We start from the raw sequence: 19,258 nt of genomic DNA, 5'->3' as shown, positions 1-19,258 counted from the left end.
GTGGATGCCGCCCCTCCTGAATACCCAAAATTTCTGGGCCAACCCTTACCAATGATCATGTTTCATGGCATCGGCGAGTTAGGTCAAGGGTGACAGGATGATCGGGGCTTGGCGGTGGTTTTACTCTTTCGCCGTTTCGGACGGCGTGTCGCCCAGATTCACGCCCGCCCATCTGGCTCCGACGCCGCGCAGCGTGACCGTACGCGCCTCGTCGTCGGCCGTGCGGTCGAGGTGGATCTCCAGCCGTTCCTCGGACAGACCTTCGACCAGACCCTCGCCCCACTCGACGACCGTCACCGACTCCTCCAGGGAGGCGTCGAGGTCGAGATCGTCCACTTCGAGGTCGCCGCCGAGCCGGTAGGCGTCGGCGTGCACGAGCGGGGGGCCGCCGCACAGCGACGGGTGCACCCTGGCGATCACGAAGGTGGGCGAGGTGATCGGCCCGCGCACCTTGAGCCCTTCGCCCACGCCCTGCACGAGGGTGGTCTTGCCGGCGCCGAGCGGGCCGGACAGGATCAGCAGGTCACCCGGTCTGAGCAGGGCGGCCAGGCGGGTGCCGTACGCGCGCGTCTCCTCGGCGGTGGACAGCCTCATTCCTGACCCACTCGCTTGATCAGGTCGCGCAGCGCGTCGTTGACCACCCCGGGGCGCTCCAGCTGGATCAGGTGGGAGGTGTCAGGGACCTCGGTGAGCTGCGCCTTGGGCAGCGCCTCGGCCATCGCCCTGCTGTGCTCGGGCGGTGTCAGCCAGTCCTTGTCGCCCACCACGATCGCCGTCGGCACCGGGTCGAGCACATGCAGCGCCGACAGCTTGTCGTGGTTCATCAGCGCGGGGTAGAAGTCGGCGACGACCTCGGTCGGCGTCCCCCTGATCATGGACTCGGCGAAGTCGACCAGGGTCGGGCTGATGTTGCGCGAGTCGCCGAAGCCCATGTAGCGGGTCATCAGGAAGGCGATGTCGCTGCCCACGCGGCGGGTGCGGTCGACCAGCGCGCCCCTGCGGCCCAGGAGGGACACCGTCGTGGGCGCCACCTTGTGGACGACCTTCGACACCAGGGCGGGCAGCCCGAGGGTCAGCTCGGCCAGCTTGCCGGCCGAGGTCGCGATCAGCGCGACACCCTGGATCCTGTCGCCGAACAGCTCGGGGTAGCGGTCGGCGAGCGCCATGATGGTCATGCCGCCCATGGAGTGGCCGACGAGCACGCACGGCCCCGGCACGAACCGCTCGATCACCTCGGCCAGGTCCTCGCCCAGCCGGTCGATCGTGCTGTCGTCGGCCGCGCCGCGCTGCGAGCGGCCGTGCGAGCGCTGGTCCCACAGCACCATGCGATGGGTGTCGCGCAGATCCTTGCGCTGGTAGTGCCAGGACTCCAGGTTGAGACAGTAGCCGTGGCAGAACACGATCGTCAGCGGGGCGTCGTGCGGGCCGTCGACCTCGACGTGCAGCGCCTTGCCGTCGGAGGTGGTCAGCGTGTGCTCGGTGCCGCCGAGCTCGCCGAACGGCTCGTTGGCGTCCAGGTCCGGCCGCAGCCTGATCCGGCCCACGGCGTAGCGCTTGGCCAGCGCGGCCGCGGCCACCCCGGCGGAGGCGGCGCCGACGATCGCGCCGGCGATTCCGACCCTTCGGCGTGTTGTGGTCGTCATGGACCCCATCCTTCGTACACCCGCGGCACCCGCGATCCGATCCTGGTCACGATCTCATGCGTGATGGTGCCGAGGTTATCGGCCCACTCCTGAGCGGTCGGCTCGCCCTGGGCGCCCGGCCCGAACAGGATGACCTCCTCGCCCGCGAGCAGCGGATCGTCCCCCATGTCGATCACGAACTGGTCCATGCAGACCCGGCCCGCCACCAGTCTTCGGCGGCCGCCCGCCAGCACCTCGGCCTTGCCCGTCGCGTGCCTGAGGATCCCGTCGGCGTAGCCGAGCGGCACCAGGGCGAGCGTGGTCTCGCGGTCGGTGACGTAAAGGTGCCCGTAGGAGACGCCGGAGCCCTCCGGGACCCGCTTGGTCATCGCGATCCGCGCCACGAGGGTCATCGCCTGCCTGAGCCCGAAGTCGCCCTGCTCGGGGATCGGGCTGAGGCCGTAGGTGGCGATGCCGCACCTGACGAGGTCGTAGTGGGCCCTGGGCAGGGTCATGGTCGCGGCGGAGTTGGCCAGGTGCCTGATCACGTGGGAGCCGGCGGCGCCCGCCTGCTCGGCCAGCTTCAGCGCCGTCTCGTACGACTCGAGCTGTGCGTCGATCGCGGGGTGGCCGGGGATGTCGGCGCAGGCGAGGTGCGACCAGAGCCCGGCGATCTCGACGGCGCCCTCGGCCTGCAGCTCCAGCGCCCGGCGCAGCAGGCCCGGCCAGGCGGCGAGCGGCGAGCCGCCCCGGCTCATGCCGGTGTCGGCCTCCAGGTGCGTGCGGGCGGCGCGCCCGGTGCGCCGGGCGGCGGCGGCGATCTCGTCGAGCAGCGGCTCGTCGGACGCGGACAGCTCGACGCCGGCCTGGAGCGCCTCGTCGAGCGGCTCCCCCGGCGTGATGAGCCACGACAGCACCGGCGCGGTGATCCCGGCCGCGCGCAGCTCCAGGGCCTCGCTGACGAAGGCGGTGCCGAGCATGGCCGCCCCACCCGCCAGCATGGCGCGGGAGGAGGGCACGAGCCCGTGCCCGTAGGCGTCGGCCTTGACGGCGGCCATCAGCTCGGCGCCACCGGCACGCTCCTTGAGCAGCGCCACGTTGTGCCTGATCGCGGCCAGGTCGACCCGCGCCTGCGCGGGCGTCGCCATCGGGTTGTCCATACCTACCAGTCTGTCAGCTCACGCGCGTGGTCGAGCGCGCTTTCGCCGCTCAGCGCCCGGATGGCGGCGGGGACCGCCTCGGCCACCTCGGCCGCGGTGAGCGGCGCGCCGCGGGCCGCGATCCGGGCGGCCAGCCCGTGCAGATAGGCGCCGCACGACCCGGCGTCATAGCCGCTCAACCCCTGGGCGAGCAGCGAGCCCGCGATGCCGGACAGCACGTCTCCGGTGCCGCCGGCGGCCAGCCAGGGCGTGCCGGTGCCGTTGACCCGCACCGGCGAGCCCTCCTCGGCCACGACCGTGGTGGACCCCTTGAGCAGCACCGTGACGCCGAGCTCGGCCGCCGCCGCACGGACGTGCGCCAGCCTGCCCGCCTCGATCTCGTCCCGGCCGGCTCCGGTCAGCCGCGCCAGCTCGCCCGCGTGCGGCGTGATCAGGACCGGTCCGGTACGGCGCAGCAGCGCGACGTCCTTGGCCACCAGGTTGAGCCCGTCGGCGTCGACCAGCACCGGCACGTCCGAGGCGAGCACCCTGGCGACCAGTTCGCGCGCCCAGCGGCCGGTGCCGAGCCCGGGGCCCACCACCCATGCCTGCACGCGGCCGACCCCGTCGATCGACGGCTCGTCCAGCTCGGTGATGACCGCCTCCGGCCAGCGGGCGCGCACCTGCGCCGCCGGGCGGCCCGGACCGGCGTAGCGCACCATGCCCGCGCCGGCCCGCAGCGCGCCGCCCACGGCGAGCACGGCGGCGCCGGTGTACTGGTCGCTGCCGGCGGCGATGCCGACCACGCCCCTGCGGTATTTGTCGGTTTCGTGGCCGGGTCGCGGCAGCCGCCCGGCGACCCCGGCGCGGGTCAGCGCGGTGACGTCGGGGCCGGGCAGATAGGCGTCGAGCCCGATGTCGACCAGCTCGATCCGGCCCGCGAAGCCGGCTCCGGGATCGACGAGCAGGCCGGTCTTGCGGGCCCCCATCGTCACCGTCAGCGCGGCCCGCACGGCCGCGCCCGCCACCCGCCCGCTGCTCGCGTCCACCCCGCTGGGCACGTCCACGGCGACGACCAGGCCGGCGGCGGCGTTGGCGGCCTCGGCGAGACGGGCGTAGGGCTCGCGCAGCGCGCCGGACGCGCCGATCCCGACCAGTCCGTCGACGATGAGCTCGGCCGCGGCGACGGCGTCCTCGCCCGCGACCACCCCGCCGGCCTCCTGGAGGGCGTGCAGCCCCGCCTGGTGCGTCCTGGAGCCGGCCAGCACGGCCTCGACCCTGGCCCCGCGCCGGGCCAGCACGGCACCCGCGTAGAGGGCGTCGCCGCCGTTGTCGCCGCTGCCCACGAGGAGCACGACGCGGCTGCCGTACACCTTGGGGAGCAGGTCGGCGCAGGCGGCGGCGAGGCCGCTCGCGGCGCGCAGCATCAGCGTGCCCTCGGGCAGCCGGGCCATCAGCGCCTGTTCGGCGCTCCTGATCTGGTCGGCGGAGTAGGCGGCGATCATCTTCACCAAGCTATCCTTCGGCGATCACGTAAGCCATCGCCACGCCGCCGTCGTGGCTGAGTGAGACGTGCCAGCGCTTCACCCCGAGCCCGTAGGCGGCCTCGGCGACCTTGCCGGTCACGTGCAGCTCGGGCTTGCCGCTCTCGTCGCAGCGCACCTCGGCCTCCAGGTGCCCGAGGCCCCGGGGCGCGCCCAGGGCCTTGGCGACGGCCTCCTTGGCCGCGAACCGGGCGGCCAGCGAGCGCGTCGCCAGTGGCCGCTCGATCTCGGTGAACAGCCTTTCGCGCAGCGCGGGCGTCCGCTCCAGCGCGGCCTCGAAGCGCGCGATGTCCACGACGTCCACGCCGATGCCCAGGATCATCCTCCCAGGCTAACCAGCTAGAACGCGCCTCGCTGCCATGGCCCCCAGATGGCGAAGGACCTGCCCTGCCTGGACTGCACGTTCACGTACAGGGTGTGGCCGCCGGGCCCGAACGTGGAGCCCGCGAACTCCGCGCCCGCGTCGTCCGCCACCGGGGCCAGCCGGCAGAAGTCGAAGACGCCGCCCGAGCGGGTGAGCCCGCGCAGATAGTTGTCGCCCTCGCCGTCCTCGCACAGCACCAGCGTCCCGCGACCGCTGACGGTCACGTTGTCCGGCAGGTCCAACGTCGCCGCGCGCGGCGACTGGTAGACGAGCTTCAGCCGGCCGCTCCACGTCTCGTACGCCCACACCTGCCCCCGGCCCTTGCCGAAGCCGTCCGGCGGGGTGTCGCCCGACGCCGTCTCCCCACCCTGGGTGGAGACGAAGTAGATGGTGCCCTGGTGGTAGACGGCGCCTTCGAGCCTGGAGAAGATCGCCCCGCCCGCGACCCTGCCCTGGGTGCCGACCGCCTGCACGGCCTCGTCGTTCGACGGCTTGCCGGTGAAGGACGGGTCGGGCTCGTCGATGTCCACCCATTCGGTGCCGAAGGCGGTGCCCGGCGGGTGGCCCACCGAGAGGTCGGCGCGCTTGCGGCCCTTGACGGCGAGCATCTGGAGCCTGCCTCCGTCGAGCAGACGCCCCGCCTGCGCCGGATGCTTCGGCGGGACGTAACGGTAGAAGCCGGAGGGGAAGCCGAAGTTGTCCTCGGTCAGGTAGAGGGTGCCGGTCGCCGGGTCGAACGCCACGGACTCGTGCGCGAACCTGCCGGCGGACCTGATCGGCCTGGCGTTCGAGGTGCCCTTGAGCGGCACCTCGAAGATGTAGCCGTGCTTCTCGGTCAGCTTGGAGTTGTCGCCGCCGGTGTGGTCGTCGCCCACGTCGGGGCCGTTGACCGTCTCCTCGCAGCTCACCCAGGCGCCCCACGGCATGGGGCCGCCCGAGCAGTTCATCATGGTCCCGTTCAGCGACGGCAGGCTTTTGAGCACCTCGCCGTAGCGGCTCACCCGCAGGGTGGCGGTGCCGCCGCCGGCCATCGGGTCGTAGGCCTTGGCGCGGTCGCCGAAGGCACCGACGGGGCCGTTGACCTCGTGGTTGCGGACGAGGATCGCGCTGCCGCGCGGGCCGGCGAACGCGGCCATCCCGTCATGCCGCCCCGGCACGGCGCTGCCGTCGGAGAACTTCTCCCCGGCCGCGTTGAACGAGCGGTACTTGAAGCCGTCCGGCAGGTGCAGCCGGACCTCGCCGTCACGCAGGTCCCGCACGGGTCGCAACCGCCCGTATCCGAGCGCGGGCGCGGGCTTGGCGCCACCCTGGGCGCCCGCGCAGGCGACGCCCGCGAACGGCCCGGCGATCCCGGTGGCGACCGCGGCCGCGCGGGTGAGGAAGCGACGACGGTCCACATGGCCTCCAGGTGAGTTGCTACGGGAACAGTAACCGCAGGCTTGTCGACATATCGGCGATTCGGCCGGATCTCCCGCGTTCCCCGAACTGACTATCGGTAATCCCCCGTTTTCATCCACAGCCTGTGGATATCTCTCTCCACCCCCGGCCGGAACTCGGCTCCGACCCCGTCGCTACGCTGCCAAGGTGAACAACGGCTACGTTGAACTGAGCAGGGAGCAGTGGAGCGAACTCCGCAAGAACACGCCCTTGACTCTCACGGCGGAGGAGCTCGAAGAGCTTCGAGGCGTCGACGATCCCATCGATCTCACCGAGGTCACCGACATCTACCTGCCGCTGACGCGGCTGCTGAACCTGCATTTCACCGGGTCCAAGGAGCGCAGCAGCGTGCTGAGCGCGTTCCTGGGCCACGCCGAGCAGCGCGTCCCGTACATCCTGGGCATCGCGGGCAGTGTCGCGGTCGGCAAGTCGACCACGGCGCGACTGCTGCACACGCTGCTGGCCAGGTGGCCCGAGCACCCGCACGTGGAGCTGATCACCACCGACAGCTTCCTCTACCCGAACGCGGTGCTGGAGTCCAAGGGCATCATGCACCGCAAGGGCTTCCCGGAGAGCTATGACCGCAGAGGGCTGGTGCGGTTCGTCGCCGAGGTGAAGGCGGGCGCGCCCGAGGTGCGGGCCCCGATCTACAGCCACCTTGAGTACGACATCGTCCCCGGCGCCGCGCAGATCGTGAAAAGTCCCGATATCTTGATTATCGAGGGACTCAACGTCCTCCAGCCGGCCCCGCCCACCTCACTGGCGGTCAACGACTACTTCGACTTCTCCATCTACGTGGACGCCAAGGTGGAGAACGTCCGCGACTGGTACGTCGACCGCTTCCACAAGCTCCGCCGCACCGCCTTCGAGGACCCCAAGTCCTACTTCCGCCACATCGCCGAGTTGTCCTACGAGGAGGCCACCGCCTTCGCGGTCAACGTCTGGCGTGACATCAACGAGCGCAACCTGGTCGAGAACATCGCCCCCACCCGGGGCCGCGCCGACCTGGTCATGCACAAGGGCGCCGAACACGCCGTGACGCGGGTGCGGCTGCGGCGCACCTGAACGCGTCCTCGAACAGGTAGGTCGCCAACCTGCCCGCGCACTCCTGATCGTCGATGTCGGCGAACCAGCAGTCCTCGCCCTGATCGTGGCACCTGTAGATCTGCATGACCGGCAGCTTCCCGAATCAGAGTCAATGAGGATTCAACGTCCGATCGACAGGCCCGGGACTCCACCCGTGGGCGCAGGGTGAATTCCAGCCCCAGGGATGACGTCGTTCATCCTTTTGACCGACGCCGCGGCCATATCGCTGCGGGTAGGGTCCCGGACATGCACATCCTCGCTACCGAGGGGCTGACCAAACGCTTCCCCACCGTCACGGCGCTCGACCGGCTGTCGGTCACCGTCGGATCCGGCGTCACCGGCCTCGTCGGGGCGAACGGCGCGGGCAAGTCGACGCTCATCAAGATCCTGCTCGGCCTGCTGCCCGCGTCCGAGGGCACCGCCAAGGTGCTCGACCTGGATGTGGCGACGCGCGGCGCGGAGATCCGCAGGTTCGTCGGTTACATGCCCGAGCACGACTGCCTGCCGCCTGACGTGTCCGCCACCGAGTTCGTCGTCCATCTGGCCCGGATGTCCGGGCTGCCGCGCACGGCGGCTCGCGAGCGCGCCGCCGACGTGCTGCGCCACGTCGGCCTGGCCGAAGAGCGCTACCGGGCGATCGGCGGCTACTCCACCGGCATGAAGCAGCGCGTCAAGCTGGCCCAGTCACTGGTCCACGACCCCAAGTTGATCTTCCTCGACGAGCCCACCAACGGGCTCGACCCACGCGGCCGCGACGAGATGCTGGCGCTGATCCGGCGCATCGGCACCGAGTTCGGCATCAGCGTGCTCGTCACCTCCCACCTGCTCGGCGAGCTGGAGCGCATCTGCGACCACGTCATCGTCATCGACGCCGGGCGACTGCTGCGCTCCTCGGCGATCGCCGAGTTCACCCATGCCACCGAGTCCATCACCGTCGAGGTCGAGGACGGCGCCGAGCAGCTCGCGGCCCGCCTGGCCGAGCTCGGCCAGACCGTCACCCCGCACGGCCGCCTGCTGGCGGTCCAGGTGCTCGGTCCCGAGACGTTCGACGCCGTCCGCGACGCCGCCGCCGATCTGGACCTCTGCCTGATCCGCCTGGAGCAGGGCCGGCACCGCATCGAGGACGTCTTCAGGGAGGAGGCGGCCCATGTCTGAGATCTACGACATCGGCTACCGCCACTACGACGGCCCACGCCTGGGCCGCGGCCACACGGTGCGTGCCCTGACCGTGCACAGCCTGCGCGGCATCTTCGGCCTCGGCCGCACCGCGCGCAGCAAGATCATGCCGTTCTCCCTGTTCACCATCATGCTGCTGCCCGCCGTCGTGTCCATCGCGCTGATGGCGCTGGCCCAGCAGCGCGGGCTGCCCTACAGCGGCTTCGCCGTCATCATGCAGGCGGTCGTGGCGATCTTCCTGGCCGCCCAGGCGCCCACGGCCGTCGCCCCCGACCTGCGCTTCCGCGTCCTGCCGCTCTACCTGTCCCGGCCCGTCACCATCGGCGAGTACGTCGGCGCCAAGGTCACGGCGATGACTGTGGCGCTGTTCGCGCTGGTCGCGCTGCCGCTGACGCTGATCTACGTGGGCGAGCTACTGATCGACCTGCCGGGCCCACCGGCGACCGGGGAGTTCTTCGGCGCCTTGGCCATGGCCCTGGTGCTGGCGCTGGTGCTGTCCACCCTGGGCCTGGCGATCTCCTCGCTCACGCCCCGGCGCGGCCTCGGCGTCGCCTCCGTCATGGCCGCCTACCTGCTGTCCTCGGCGGCGGTCCCGGTCATCTACGGCACGCTGGAGATGTCGGGCTACGACTCCCAGGCCCGGTGGGCCTGGCTGGCCAACCCTTTCTGGCTGGTCGACGCCGTGCAGTCCTCGCTGTTCGGCACCCCGTCGCACGCCGAAGGCCCCTATCCCGGGGGCCCCATCCCCGCCGTCCTGGTCGTGGCCCTCATCGCCGCCGCCCTGGCGGTCCTGGCCCTGCGCTATCGGAAGGCGGCCTCGCGGTGAAGATCGAGCTCGCGCAGGTCTCGCGCTGGTACGGCAACGTCGTGGCGGTCAACGACGTCACGATGACGATCGGTCCCGGCGTCACCGGCCTGCTCGGCCCCAACGGCGCCGGCAAGTCGACGCTCCTGCACATGATGGCCGGCTTCCTGTCCCCGTCCGGCGGCACCGTCACGCTGGACGGCACCCAGGTGTGGAAAAACCATCACATCTACCGAAATATCGGCTTAGTTCCGGAACGGGAGGGCGTCTACGGCTTCCTGACCGGCTGGCAGTTCGTCCTGTCGGCGGCCAAGCTGCACGGCCTGCCCAACCCGGCCGAGGCCGCCGGCAAGGCGCTGGCCACGGTGGAGATGGAGGAGCCCAAAGACCGCCGCGTCGAGACCTACTCCAAGGGCATGCGCCAGCGCGTCAAGGTCGCCGCCGCGCTCGTCCACGACCCACCGGTCCTGCTGCTGGACGAGCCCTTCAACGGCATGGACCCCCGCCAGCGCATGCACCTGATGGACCTGATCCGGTCCATGGGCACCGCGGGCAAGACGATCCTGTTCAGCTCGCACATCCTCGAAGAGGTCGAGCGGGTCGCCCAGCAGATCGAGGTCCTGGTAGCGGGCAGGCACGCGGCCACCGGCAACTTCCGCGAGATCCGCCGCCTGATGACGGACCGGCCGCACCTGTTCAAGATCCGGTCCAGCGACGACCGCAAGCTGGCCGCCGCCCTCATCCTCGACAGCTCCGCGGGCGGCGTCACGCTCGGCCCCGACGGCCTCGAAGTCCAGGCCGCCGAGTTCCGGCGCTTCGCCCAGCTGCTCCCCCGGGTCGCCCGAGCCGAGGGCGTACGACTGCACCAGGTGTCCCCCGCCGACGAGGACCTGGAGAGCGTCTTCTCCTACCTGATCAACAGGAGCACCTGATGAACACCGTGGTCGCAGGCATCACCTACCGGGCGCTGCTGGGCAGGCGCAGGATCCTGCTGCTTCTGCTGCTGCCGCTCGCGCTGATCGGCCTGGCCATCCTGCTGCGCGTCGTGGGCAGCGCCGACCAGCGCTCCGCCCTGCTGCTGATGGACAAGTTCGCCATCGCCACCATGCTGCCGCTACTCGGGCTCATCGCGGGCACCGGGGTCATCGCCCCCGAGATCGACGACGGCACCATCATCCACCTGCTGTCCAAGCCGATCTCCCGCCCGGTCATCGCCGGCACGAAATTCCTGGTGGCGGCCTCGGTCCTGGGGCTGTTCGCCGCCGTGCCCACCTACATCGCGGCCTGGCTCCTGGTCCGCAACGAGGACGGCATCGCCTTCGGCTTCGCCATCGGGGTGCTGGTCGCGGGCATCGCCTACGCCGCCGTCTTCCTGCTGCTCGGCGTCGTGACCCGGCATGCCGTCGCCATCGGCGTCATCTACGCCCTCGTCTGGGAGACCCTCGTCGGCACCTTGATCCAGGGCGCCCAGAAGTTCTCCATCCAGCAGTGGGGCCAGGCCATCGCCGCCCAGATCTCCGACTCGCCGTTCGTGGACGCGAAGGTCACCCTCGGCTTCGCCGTACCAGCACTGATCATCGTCACGGTCGGCGCGGTCCTGTGGGCGGGCCTGCGCCTGCGCACGTTCTCCCTCACCGGCGACGAATAACCACCGGCACAAACAACAAGCTCCGGGTACGACGAGTAACCACCGGCACAAGCGACAGCTCCGGGTACGGCGTGAGCCGTGCCCGGAGCTGTCGTGTCAGACGCAGGCGACGCGGACGACGTCCGCGAGGCGCTCGGCGACCTTGGTGGCCTGGTCCTTCGAGGAGGCCTCCACCATGACGCGGATCATCGGCTCGGTGCCGCTCGGCCTGATGAGGACCCGGCCCGTCTCGCCGAGCTCCGCCTCGGCCACCGCGACCGCGTCCGTGAGCTCGTTCACGGCGGACTTGCCCCGGTCCACGTCCTTGACGTTGATCAGGATCTGCGGCAGCGGCGTCATGATCGACGCCAGCTCCTGGAGCGACGTGCCCGTACGCGCCATCACCGAGAGCAGGTGGAGCGAGGTGAGCAGGCCGTCGCCCGTGGTGGCGTGGTCGAGCATGATGACGTGCCCCGACTGCTCGCCGCCCAGGTTGAAGCCGTCGGACTTCATCCGCTCGAGCACGTAGCGGTCGCCCACGGCGGTCTCGATCACGTTGATGCCCGCATCACGCATCGCCAGCTTGAAGCCCAGGTTGGACATCACGGTCGCGACCACGGTGTCCTTGGCCAGGGTGCCCTTGGCGTGCATGTCGGCCGCGAGGACGGCCATGATCTGGTCGCCGTCGACGATCGCGCCGGTGTGGTCGACGGCCAGGCAACGGTCGGCGTCACCGTCGTAGGCGATGCCCACATCGGCGCCGCGCGAGACGACCACCTGCTGGAGCTTGTCCAGGTGGGTGGAGCCGTGACCGGCGTTGATGTTGAGGCCGTCGGGCCTGGACCCGATCGCCTCCACCCTGGCCCCGGCCCGCAGCAGCGCCTCCGGGGCGACCATGTGGGCAGCGCCGTGCGCGCAGTCGACCACGATGTCCAGCCCGTCGAGCTGCCCGTTGACCGTCGTCAGGACATGCGAGATGTAGCGGTCCACCTCGCCGTAGGCGTCCCGGACCCGGCCGACGGCCGAGCCGACCGGCCGGTCCCAGTCCTCGCCGAGTCGCCGCTCGACCTCGTCCTCGACCGCGTCGGACAGCTTGAAGCCACCCCGGGCGAGGAACTTGATGCCGTTGTCGGGCGCCGGATTGTGCGAGGCCGACAGCATGACGCCGAAATCGGCGCCGAGCGCGGCCGTGAGATGGGCGACGGCGGGAGTGGGCAGCACGCCGAGGCGCAGCACATCCACTCCGGACGACGCAAGGCCGGCGACCACAGCGGCTTCGAGAAACTCTCCCGAAGCTCGCGGGTCCCGGCCTACGACCGCTACTGGCCTCTGCCGACGGCCTGAGCCAGTAGCGGTGAACACGCCTGCATCGCCGAGGACGTGAGCCGCCGCGACCGAAAGGGCCATGGCGGTCTCGGCCGTGAGGTCGCGACCCGCGACCCCACGCACCCCGTCGGTGCCGAACAGACGCGCCAATTTAGCGCTTGCTGTACTGCGGAGCCTTACGGGCCTTCTTGAGGCCGTACTTCTTCCGCTCCGTGGCGCGCGCGTCACGGGTCAGGAAGCCGGCCTTCTTGAGCGGCGCACGGTTGGTCTCGACATCCAGTGCCGTCAGCGCGCGGGACAGGCCCATGCGCAGCGCGCCGGCCTGGCCGGTCACGCCGCCGCCGTCGATGCGCGCGATCACGTCGAACGCCTCTTCGGCGCCGAGCACCACGAAGGGCTCGTTGACGATCTGCTGGTGGACCTTGTTGGGGAAATAGACGTCAAGCGAACGACCATTGATCGTCCACTTGCCGGTGCCGGGGACGATGCGCACGCGGGCGATCGCCTCCTTCCGGCGGCCGGTGCCGTACGAGTTGCCCGTGGTGATGGGCTTGCGCACGGGAGCGTCAGCACTTGCGGTGGACTCGGTGGTGTACTCGGAAGGGAACTCCTCGGTGGGGAACTCCTCCACCTGGGGCTCGACGGCCGTCTCGACACCGGTGGGCTCAGCCACGGTTCTCCTCTAACTCTTTCTCGGACTACTACTGGGCGATCTGGGTGATCTCGAACGGCACCGGCTGCTGAGCCTTGTGCGGGTGCTCGGCACCCGCGTAGACCTTGAGCTTCTTGGCCATCTTCCGGCCAAGGGAGTTCTTGGGCAGCATGCCCTTGACGGCCTTCTCGACAGCCTTGTCCGGCCGCTTCTCCATGAGCTCGCCGTAGCTCACGGAACGCAGACCACCTGGGTAGCCGGAGTGGCGGTAAGCCTTCTTCTGCTCGAGCTTGTTACCGGTAAGCACGATCTTGTCCGCGTTGATGACGATGACGAAGTCACCGGTGTCGACGTGGTTGGCGAAGATCGGCTTGTGCTTGCCTCGGAGCAGGATCGCGACGTGACTGGCCAGCCGGCCCAGCACGACATCGGTCGCGTCGATGACGTACCACTGACGCTGGACGTCGGCGGGCTTCGGTGAGTACGTGCGCACGGTCGTAGCCTTCTTATGCTCGCGTCTTCGGCGCGCTGCCGGATGCGACAGCGCTGGGGTCGGTCGGTGCGGGCACACGACGGCCCGGACCTTCCGTCTCCTCAAGTGATGGGAGATGACGCCGGACGCGCCGCGCATCGGTCACGCTGGACCTATGCACACAACGAACGATTAGGTTACCCGCCCTGGCGGGCGATGGTCAAAAGACCGGTAACTCTGCTGAGTCTACCCGACCACAGAACAGTTCTATTTCGTTTCCCTGGGATCCCTTCTTCACCACGACCTGACTTGCCTATCGTTGGTGGCGGTATGTGGCAGAGTTTTCACACCCGGCACACCCAGCGGAGCGCACGGCGCCGGAACCACCTGGGCGCGCTGGCCTGCCTCCTGGCGGCACTGTTCACCGGCGTTCTGCTCGGCCGCATGGCCGACCCGGTGCCGGCCGGCCACATCTACCTCAACGAGGCCACCCCCTCCCCCACGGCGAAGGCCTCCGCGCCCGCCCGGAAGAAGCCGCAACCGCTGCTGGAGGCGATGCCCAGGCAGACGACCACGGTCGCCCCGCGCACCCGGGCCAGCGTCCGGCCTACCAGGACCGCCGACGACCAGATCCCGGGCTACACCGCGGACGACCCCATCCGCGTGCACGGCGACGAGCCGGCGCCCAGGAGCATGCCCGGCGCGGCAGCCAAGGTCGTCCGCCTCACCAACGCCATCCGGGCCAAGCACGGGTGCGGCCCGCTCAGGGCTGACGCCCGGCTGACCAGGGCCGCCCGCGTCCACTCGCTGGAGATGGCCCGGTCCGGCCAGTTCACGCACGAGTCACCCAACGGTTCGACGCCGTGGGACCGGATGGAGCGCGCGGGCTACTACGCGGGCGCCGCCGAGAACATCGGCCGCGGGTACGTCTCCGCCGAGGAGGCGGTGCGCGGCTGGCTCGACAGCCCCGATCACCGTAAGAACATCCTCAATTGTGAGTTCAGGACGATCGGCGTCGGCGTCGTGTCCGGTCTCGACGGCCCCTGGTGGACCCAAGACTTCGGACGCTCGTGACCTACGCACGGTAATGTCTACGCATGGGTTTTCCCAATGAACGTGAAAGTGGCACGGAGAGCACCCCCCGCCGTTCGCGCCGCGCGAAGGGCCCGGAGAGCACCCCACGTGGCGAAGACGCCCCGCCGAGCCCCCCGCGCCGGGCTCGGGGGGAAGACGCCCAGGAGAGCGGCCCACGCCGGGCTCGGGGGGAAGACGTCCAGGAGAGCGGCCCACGCCGGGCGCGCGCTGAGGGCACCCCGGACAGCGCCCCGCGCCGGGCGCGCGGCGAAGGCGAGCCGGAGAGCACGCCGCGCCGTTCGCGCCGGGCCGGCAGCACCGAGAGCGCCCCGCGACTGTCGCGCAAGGAACGCAAGGCCGCCGAGGCGGCCGAGGCCGACGGCGGCACCTTCGCCGGCGCCTTCACCCCCGCCGACACCGGAGCCGCGCCCCCGTCGGGCGCGCCTCCTTACGGCTTCGCGTCCGGCCCCGGCCCCGCCGCAGCCGGCGGCGCCGAGCCCAAGGCCGACGAGCGGGTCGAGACCGGGCCGACCCACAGGACGTGGAGCCCCTACGACGAGGAGAACCGCTCGCGCGGCCCGCTCTGGGCGGTGCTCGGCGGCGTGGCCGTGCTGGCGCTCCTCGGCGGCGGTCTCGCGCTGATGTTCAACGCCGACGACCCGGGAGCCGCCGCCACCGACGCGAGCCGCCGCACGTCCGCGCCGATCCCGACGGGGCCTGCCGGCAAGTACGGCTACGCCGGTGCGCGCCGTACGGACCCCGACCCGCTCACGGTCCGGGAGTTGTTCAAGTCCAAGAAGGTCACCGTCGCCGGTCGCGCCTACCAGCTGACCATCACCAGCAAGGACAAGAAGTGTGGCGACGGCGTCCTCGGCACGAAGATCGCCAAGGCGCTCAAGACGGGCAAGTGCACCCAGATGATGCGGGCCAGCTTCCGCGACAAGTCCGGCAAGGTGATCGGCACCGTCGGCGTCGCGAACCTCAACACGAGCAAGAACGCCACCAAGGTGGCCCGTGCGGCGGGCGCGGCCGACTACGTCAAGCCCCTGGCGGGCAAGGACGAGATCACCAAGTTCCTCGGCTCCGGCAGCGGCGGGGCGAAGGTGTGGACGCACGGCCACTACGCGGTCATGGTCTGGTTCCAGACCAAGGACGGGGTCAAGCCCGACAAGAAGGTGTCGAAGACGCTCTTCCAGGCGGCCGACGACATCACCAAGGCGACGGTCTTCAAAGCGCTCGATGCCCGCACATTGACCGGCGCTCGAGCCACCTGAAAATCGCCCTTTCAACGAGTTAAGACCACAAACAGGACGATCAATCCACCGGGAAGGTCCATACCTGCGGAACGATCTAGTTACTCTCGCTAGGCTCGTCTTATGCGTGGCCAGGGACCCGGGTCTGAGCACGAGCGTCGCAGCGAATCCGACGACTCGGCCACACCATCGACGCCGCCGACGCCGCCGCCCAGCTTCGGCGGGCGGCCGTCCGGCGAGCAGCGCGTCCCTCGGTCGTACCCCGAGCCGCCCTCCGTCGAGGAGGCCGAGGGGTGGCTCTCCGTAGAGGGCGAGACGGGCGTCGCCGACGGATGGCAGCCACAGGACGGCGGACCACCCGCCGAGGCGTGGCTCTCCGTCCAGGATGAGCCCACCACCCCGGAGGGCGAGACCAGCCCGTCCCTCCCCCGGCCCCCCGTCCCGGGCGAGACCCGTCCCGCGACCGCGTGGCCCCGTAAGGGCGACCGGACACGCCCCGCCGACGCCTGGCCACCGCGGTCAGGCGACCGCCCTGCCACCTGGCTTCCCGCCAAGGGCGGCACCCACGCGGCCGCCGACCCACAGGCCGAAACCCGCCCCGCCGCAGCCCTCCCCCCGCCGAGAAACACCGGCGAGACCTACCCCACCACCACCTGGCACCTCGACGAAAGCGGAGCACAAGCCGCCGCCGGGCCGCCCGCGGAAGGTGACACCGCCGGCGCTTGGCCGCCCGTGGAAGGTGACACCGCCGGCGCCTGGCCGCCCGCGAGAAACACCGGCGAGGCCGACACCCACCCCAACACCTGGCATCCGGCCGAAAGCGGGGCGCAGGCCGCTGCCGCGCGGTCGTCGCGAGGGGAGGAGGTGCGGGCCGATCAAGGCGAACGGCTTCCCGCGCTGCCCGACTTCCCCGGTGCGCAGCCGTGGGAGGTGCGAGAGGGCGACGCCGCGCCGTACGACTGGTTCGCCGGGCCGGACGGCTTCGAGGTGCCGCCCGCGTCAGGTGCGGACGTCAGCGCGCCCGCGCACCCAGGCCACGAGGCCGCCATGCCCCAAGCCGCGCACCCGGGCCACGAGACCGCAATGTCCCAGCCCGCGATGGAGCCCGTGGTTCCCGGCGCGCCCCGGTGGGAGCCGCCACCGGCGTTCACCGCCGCGGCGGCGGGCATGCAGGTGTGGCCCGCACCCGTCACTGACACGCCCGCCATGCCGCCCTGGCCGGCCGCGACCGGCGAACTCGACCCCGGGGACGGCGCGCACGACGCGCCCCGCAGCGGCCCCGCACGACCCGAGGCCGACGCTCCCACGACCCCGGCGCCGCACGTCGACCCGCACGCCACGGCCCCGGCACCGCAGGTCAACCCGCATGCCACGGCCCCGGCGCAGCACGTCGACCCGCATGCCACGGCGCAGCACCCGACGACCGGCCGCCCACCGGCAGCAGCGTCCGGCACGAGCGAGACGGCCCCGCCGACCGCCCCACCGCACGGCACCGGCCAGGCCACGCCGCCACCCGCCCCACTGCACGGCACCGGGCAGGCCACGCCGCCACCCGCCGCACCGCACGGCACCGGCCGGACCACGCCGCTACCCGCCGCACCGCACGGCACCGACCAGAGCACGCCGCCCACCCCCTGGCCGGGCGACATACCGTTCGGCACAGGCGCGATCGCCGCGCAGGCCGGCGCCGCGCCGTTCAGCGCGCCGGTGCCGGCCGACACGGACGAGGCCACCTCGCCGTCCGCCACCAGGAAGGCCATCCCGGGCAGGGCCACCCCGACCCCGGGCCCCAAGCTGCCGCCGTCCCCGCTGTTCGACCCCAACCAGGGCAGGGAACAGCCGGACGCACCCGCCGCGCAGGGCGACGTCCCGGTCTGGCCGCCGACCCCGCACGGCGAGCAACAGCAGCAGGACAAGCTCCCCGACCTCCCGTTCAACCAGGAGACCTGGGGCCGGCGTCCCGCCCTGGCCCTTCCCCCCGGCGGCGCCGCGCCCCCTGACCTCCAGCCGCAAGGTGGCGCCGCGTTCAGGCAGCCGCCGTTCACTCCCCTGCAGGTGGTCGAGCAGCCGGGCAAGAGCAAGCGGGCGCTGTTCGCCACCCTGGGTGTGCTGGTGCTGGCCGGCGTCGCGACCGGCGGTTTCTTCGCCGTCCGCTCGGTCAGCGCGCCCGCACCCGAAGCCGCGCCAGAAGCCGCGCCGAGCGCCTCCGTCTCCGCCCCGCCGTCGGCGACCCCCACGGCCGCCCCCGCCGTCCCCACCCCGGCCGAGGCCGCCGGCGCCGCCATCCTCAACTCCGAGATCACCGATCCGAAGAAGCTGTCGCTGAAGGAGGCGTTCCCGAAGAAGAAGGTGAGCGCGGCGGGCGCCACCTTCACCCGGGTCAAGTCCGACGTGGCCGAGAGCTGCCAGGAGGCGGCCGCGGGCGCGTTCGCCGAGGCGCTGCGCGAGCAGAAGTGCAGCCGTGTCGTGCGCGCGACCTACGTCGACGCCAAACGCCGCTGGGCGGTGACGACCGGCATCGCGGTCCTGCCCAGCAAGGACGCCGCCCTGCGCGTCGACAAGGCCAAGAACCTCAACCGCAACCTCTGGTTCCGCGGCCTGCCCGGCTCAACGGGCTCGGGCGGCGACCGCGTGCACATCGCGGGCGGCTACGCGGCCGGGCTGGTGTGGGGCCGCTACATCGTCTTCAGCTACGCCACCCACGCCGACGGCCACACGCCGACGGCCAAGGAGAAGGCCCTGGTCAAGGTCAGCAGCGCCTTCCGCGACCAGACGTCACTGGTCCTCGAGCGCCGCGTCGCCGACAGCTGACAGCGTTCTGACCCGCCGGGTGGCGCGCGCTCGCGCCGCGAGCTCCGCCTCCGGTGGGTAGCTCACCTCTTCCAGGCACAGGCCGTGCGCGGGCGCCACATGCACCCCAGAATCGCGTACGGCCTTCGCCAGCACCTGCCCCGGCCATTCGACCGGCCGCCGCCCGTCACCCGCGGCGAGCAGGGAGCCGACCAGGGCCCGCACCATCGAGTGGCAGAACGCGTCGGCCACGACGGTGGCGACCAGCACCCCATCGCCGCCCCGCACCCAGTCGAGCCGCTGCAGCTCCCGGATGGTGGTGGCGCCCTCGCGCTTCTTGCAGAACGCCGCGAAGTCGTGCTCACCCAGCAGCCGGGCGGCGGCCGTGTTGAGCGCGTCCACATCGAGCGCCCGGTTGTGCCAGACGACCTCATGCCGCCGCAACGGGTCGACGCCCCCGACGGCGTCGCTCACCCGGTAGGCGTACCGCCTGGACATGGCCGAGAATCGGGCGTCAAAGCCCTCAGGAGCCACCGTGACCCGAAAAACCCGTACATCTGGAGGTAGGACACCCCCGAGCCGGCGCACGAGCGCAGAGAGCCGCTCATCCGTTCCCAGCGTCCCGGCCCGATTGCCGTCGAGCTCGGCGAGCGCGTCGTCGGCCACATCGACGTGCGCCACCTGACCGCGGGCGTGCACGCCCGCGTCCGTACGCCCGGCGACCGTCAGCATCGGCGCCTCGGCGAGCCGCAGAATCTTGCCGAGCGCCTGCTCGATCTCGCCCTGGACGGTACGCAGGCCGGGCTGCCTGGCCCAGCCGGAGAAGTCGCTCCCGTCGTAGCCGAGGTCGAGTCGGAGCCGTACCACGATCATCCCTCCAGAAAGTCGCCG

At 71.4% G+C, this 19,258-nt stretch carries 18 protein-coding genes; 8 read left to right on the top strand and 10 right to left on the bottom strand.

Annotated elements, in window-relative coordinates; translation table 11 throughout:
• Positions 1 to 120: 120 nt before the first annotated feature.
• Genes tsaE through OHA68_RS19120 form a run of 6 tightly spaced genes read right to left on the bottom strand, consistent with a single transcriptional unit; the run spans position 121 to position 6,066 of the window.
• Positions 121 to 594, bottom strand: coding sequence for a tRNA (adenosine(37)-N6)-threonylcarbamoyltransferase complex ATPase subunit type 1 TsaE (gene tsaE / locus OHA68_RS19145; protein ID WP_189141202.1), 474 nt, complete (start codon positions 592 to 594; stop codon positions 121 to 123).
• The gene (locus OHA68_RS19140) at positions 591 to 1,643 is read right to left on the bottom strand and encodes an alpha/beta hydrolase (protein WP_327108844.1); all 1,053 of its coding nucleotides are present in this window, start codon (positions 1,641 to 1,643) and stop codon (positions 591 to 593) included. Before OHA68_RS19140 ends, tsaE begins: the two co-directional genes overlap by 4 nt.
• The gene (alr, locus tag OHA68_RS19135) at positions 1,640 to 2,770 is read right to left on the bottom strand and encodes an alanine racemase (RefSeq protein WP_189141443.1); all 1,131 of its coding nucleotides are present in this window, start codon (positions 2,768 to 2,770) and stop codon (positions 1,640 to 1,642) included. Before alr ends, OHA68_RS19140 begins: the two co-directional genes overlap by 4 nt.
• A gap of 14 nt (positions 2,771 to 2,784) precedes the next feature.
• Positions 2,785 to 4,266, bottom strand: coding sequence for an NAD(P)H-hydrate dehydratase (locus OHA68_RS19130; protein ID WP_327109524.1), 1,482 nt, complete (start codon positions 4,264 to 4,266; stop codon positions 2,785 to 2,787).
• A 10-nt stretch (positions 4,267 to 4,276) separates the two neighbouring features.
• Positions 4,277 to 4,627 carry a holo-ACP synthase gene (locus OHA68_RS19125; RefSeq protein ID WP_189141204.1) on the bottom strand — a complete coding sequence of 117 codons (351 nt, stop codon included), beginning with the start codon at positions 4,625 to 4,627 and terminating at the stop codon, positions 4,277 to 4,279.
• A 17-nt stretch (positions 4,628 to 4,644) separates the two neighbouring features.
• On the bottom strand, positions 4,645 to 6,066 hold the full coding sequence (locus OHA68_RS19120; protein ID WP_189141205.1) for a PhoX family protein: 1,422 nt from the start codon (positions 6,064 to 6,066) through the stop codon (positions 4,645 to 4,647).
• A gap of 187 nt (positions 6,067 to 6,253) precedes the next feature.
• On the opposite strand from OHA68_RS19120, the gene coaA reads away from it, so the two are divergent.
• The 5 genes from coaA to OHA68_RS19095 all read left to right on the top strand — a co-directional run bounded on the left by coaA (position 6,254) and on the right by OHA68_RS19095 (position 10,821).
• Positions 6,254 to 7,171, top strand: coding sequence for a type I pantothenate kinase (gene coaA, locus OHA68_RS19115; RefSeq protein WP_327108843.1), 918 nt, complete (start codon positions 6,254 to 6,256; stop codon positions 7,169 to 7,171).
• Positions 7,172 to 7,438: 267 nt separating this feature from the next.
• Entirely contained in the window at positions 7,439 to 8,347 is a 909-nt protein-coding gene (locus OHA68_RS19110; protein ID WP_327108842.1) for an ABC transporter ATP-binding protein, read from the top strand.
• Positions 8,340 to 9,194 carry an ABC transporter permease gene (locus OHA68_RS19105; RefSeq protein ID WP_327108841.1) on the top strand — a complete coding sequence of 285 codons (855 nt, stop codon included), beginning with the start codon at positions 8,340 to 8,342 and terminating at the stop codon, positions 9,192 to 9,194. Before OHA68_RS19110 ends, OHA68_RS19105 begins: the two co-directional genes overlap by 8 nt.
• A complete protein-coding gene (locus OHA68_RS19100) occupies positions 9,191 to 10,105 on the top strand; it encodes an ABC transporter ATP-binding protein (RefSeq protein ID WP_327108840.1) in 915 nt (304 codons plus the stop codon). The genes OHA68_RS19105 and OHA68_RS19100 overlap by 4 nt, the downstream gene beginning before the upstream one ends.
• On the top strand, positions 10,105 to 10,821 hold the full coding sequence (locus tag OHA68_RS19095) for an ABC transporter permease subunit (protein ID WP_327108839.1): 717 nt from the start codon (positions 10,105 to 10,107) through the stop codon (positions 10,819 to 10,821). Before OHA68_RS19100 ends, OHA68_RS19095 begins: the two co-directional genes overlap by 1 nt.
• 96 nt (positions 10,822 to 10,917) lie before the next feature.
• Here OHA68_RS19095 and glmM read toward each other — a convergent pair whose 3' ends face one another.
• Genes glmM through rplM form a run of 3 tightly spaced genes read right to left on the bottom strand, consistent with a single transcriptional unit; the run spans position 10,918 to position 13,271 of the window.
• Positions 10,918 to 12,276 carry a phosphoglucosamine mutase gene (gene glmM, locus OHA68_RS19090; protein WP_327108838.1) on the bottom strand — a complete coding sequence of 453 codons (1,359 nt, stop codon included), beginning with the start codon at positions 12,274 to 12,276 and terminating at the stop codon, positions 10,918 to 10,920.
• 1 nt (position 12,277) lies between these two features.
• Complete coding sequence (gene rpsI / locus OHA68_RS19085) at positions 12,278 to 12,799, bottom strand: 30S ribosomal protein S9 (protein ID WP_189141211.1); 522 nt, start codon at positions 12,797 to 12,799, stop codon at positions 12,278 to 12,280.
• A 28-nt stretch (positions 12,800 to 12,827) separates the two neighbouring features.
• A complete protein-coding gene (gene rplM / locus OHA68_RS19080; protein ID WP_189141212.1) occupies positions 12,828 to 13,271 on the bottom strand; it encodes a 50S ribosomal protein L13 in 444 nt (147 codons plus the stop codon).
• 309 nt (positions 13,272 to 13,580) lie between these two features.
• On the opposite strand from rplM, the gene OHA68_RS19075 reads away from it, so the two are divergent.
• From OHA68_RS19075 to OHA68_RS19065, 3 genes are all read left to right on the top strand, one after another.
• On the top strand, positions 13,581 to 14,324 hold the full coding sequence (locus OHA68_RS19075; protein ID WP_327108837.1) for a CAP domain-containing protein: 744 nt from the start codon (positions 13,581 to 13,583) through the stop codon (positions 14,322 to 14,324).
• Between the two features lie 23 nt (positions 14,325 to 14,347).
• A complete protein-coding gene (locus tag OHA68_RS19070) occupies positions 14,348 to 15,598 on the top strand; it encodes a hypothetical protein (protein ID WP_327108836.1) in 1,251 nt (416 codons plus the stop codon).
• A 102-nt stretch (positions 15,599 to 15,700) separates the two neighbouring features.
• Positions 15,701 to 18,388 (top strand): hypothetical protein, encoded by a 2,688-nt coding sequence (locus OHA68_RS19065; protein ID WP_327108835.1) that lies wholly within the window; start codon positions 15,701 to 15,703, stop codon positions 18,386 to 18,388.
• Here the strand turns inward: OHA68_RS19065 and truA are convergent.
• On the bottom strand, positions 18,353 to 19,240 hold the full coding sequence (gene truA / locus OHA68_RS19060; RefSeq protein WP_327108834.1) for a tRNA pseudouridine(38-40) synthase TruA: 888 nt from the start codon (positions 19,238 to 19,240) through the stop codon (positions 18,353 to 18,355). The two genes, OHA68_RS19065 and truA, sit on opposite strands and share 36 nt — an antisense overlap.
• Between the last annotated feature and the right edge of the window lie 18 nt (positions 19,241 to 19,258).

Source organism: Nonomuraea glycinis (assembly GCF_035920485.1).
Classification (GTDB): Bacteria; Actinomycetota; Actinomycetes; order Streptosporangiales; family Streptosporangiaceae; genus Nonomuraea; species Nonomuraea glycinis.
This window is presented reverse-complemented; position numbering and strand designations above follow the sequence as displayed.

What these genes read in the sequence shown, in the direction of transcription:
- tsaE (WP_189141202.1), bottom strand. Translation starts at nt 594, where the DNA reads ATGAGGCTGTCCACCGCCGAGGAGACGCGCGCGTACGGCACCCGCCTG.
- OHA68_RS19140 (WP_327108844.1), bottom strand. Translation starts at nt 1,643, where the DNA reads ATGACGACCACAACACGCCGAAGGGTCGGAATCGCCGGCGCGATCGTC.
- alr (WP_189141443.1), bottom strand. Translation starts at nt 2,770, where the DNA reads ATGGCGACGCCCGCGCAGGCGCGGGTCGACCTGGCCGCGATCAGGCAC.
- OHA68_RS19130 (WP_327109524.1), bottom strand. Translation starts at nt 4,266, where the DNA reads ATGATCGCCGCCTACTCCGCCGACCAGATCAGGAGCGCCGAACAGGCG.
- OHA68_RS19125 (WP_189141204.1), bottom strand. Translation starts at nt 4,627, where the DNA reads ATGATCCTGGGCATCGGCGTGGACGTCGTGGACATCGCGCGCTTCGAG.
- OHA68_RS19110 (WP_327108842.1), top strand. Translation starts at nt 7,439, where the DNA reads ATGCACATCCTCGCTACCGAGGGGCTGACCAAACGCTTCCCCACCGTC.
- OHA68_RS19105 (WP_327108841.1), top strand. Translation starts at nt 8,340, where the DNA reads ATGTCTGAGATCTACGACATCGGCTACCGCCACTACGACGGCCCACGC.
- OHA68_RS19095 (WP_327108839.1), top strand. Translation starts at nt 10,105, where the DNA reads ATGAACACCGTGGTCGCAGGCATCACCTACCGGGCGCTGCTGGGCAGG.
- OHA68_RS19075 (WP_327108837.1), top strand. Translation starts at nt 13,581, where the DNA reads ATGTGGCAGAGTTTTCACACCCGGCACACCCAGCGGAGCGCACGGCGC.
- OHA68_RS19070 (WP_327108836.1), top strand. Translation starts at nt 14,348, where the DNA reads ATGGGTTTTCCCAATGAACGTGAAAGTGGCACGGAGAGCACCCCCCGC.
- OHA68_RS19065 (WP_327108835.1), top strand. Translation starts at nt 15,701, where the DNA reads ATGCGTGGCCAGGGACCCGGGTCTGAGCACGAGCGTCGCAGCGAATCC.
- truA (WP_327108834.1), bottom strand. Translation starts at nt 19,240, where the DNA reads ATGATCGTGGTACGGCTCCGACTCGACCTCGGCTACGACGGGAGCGAC.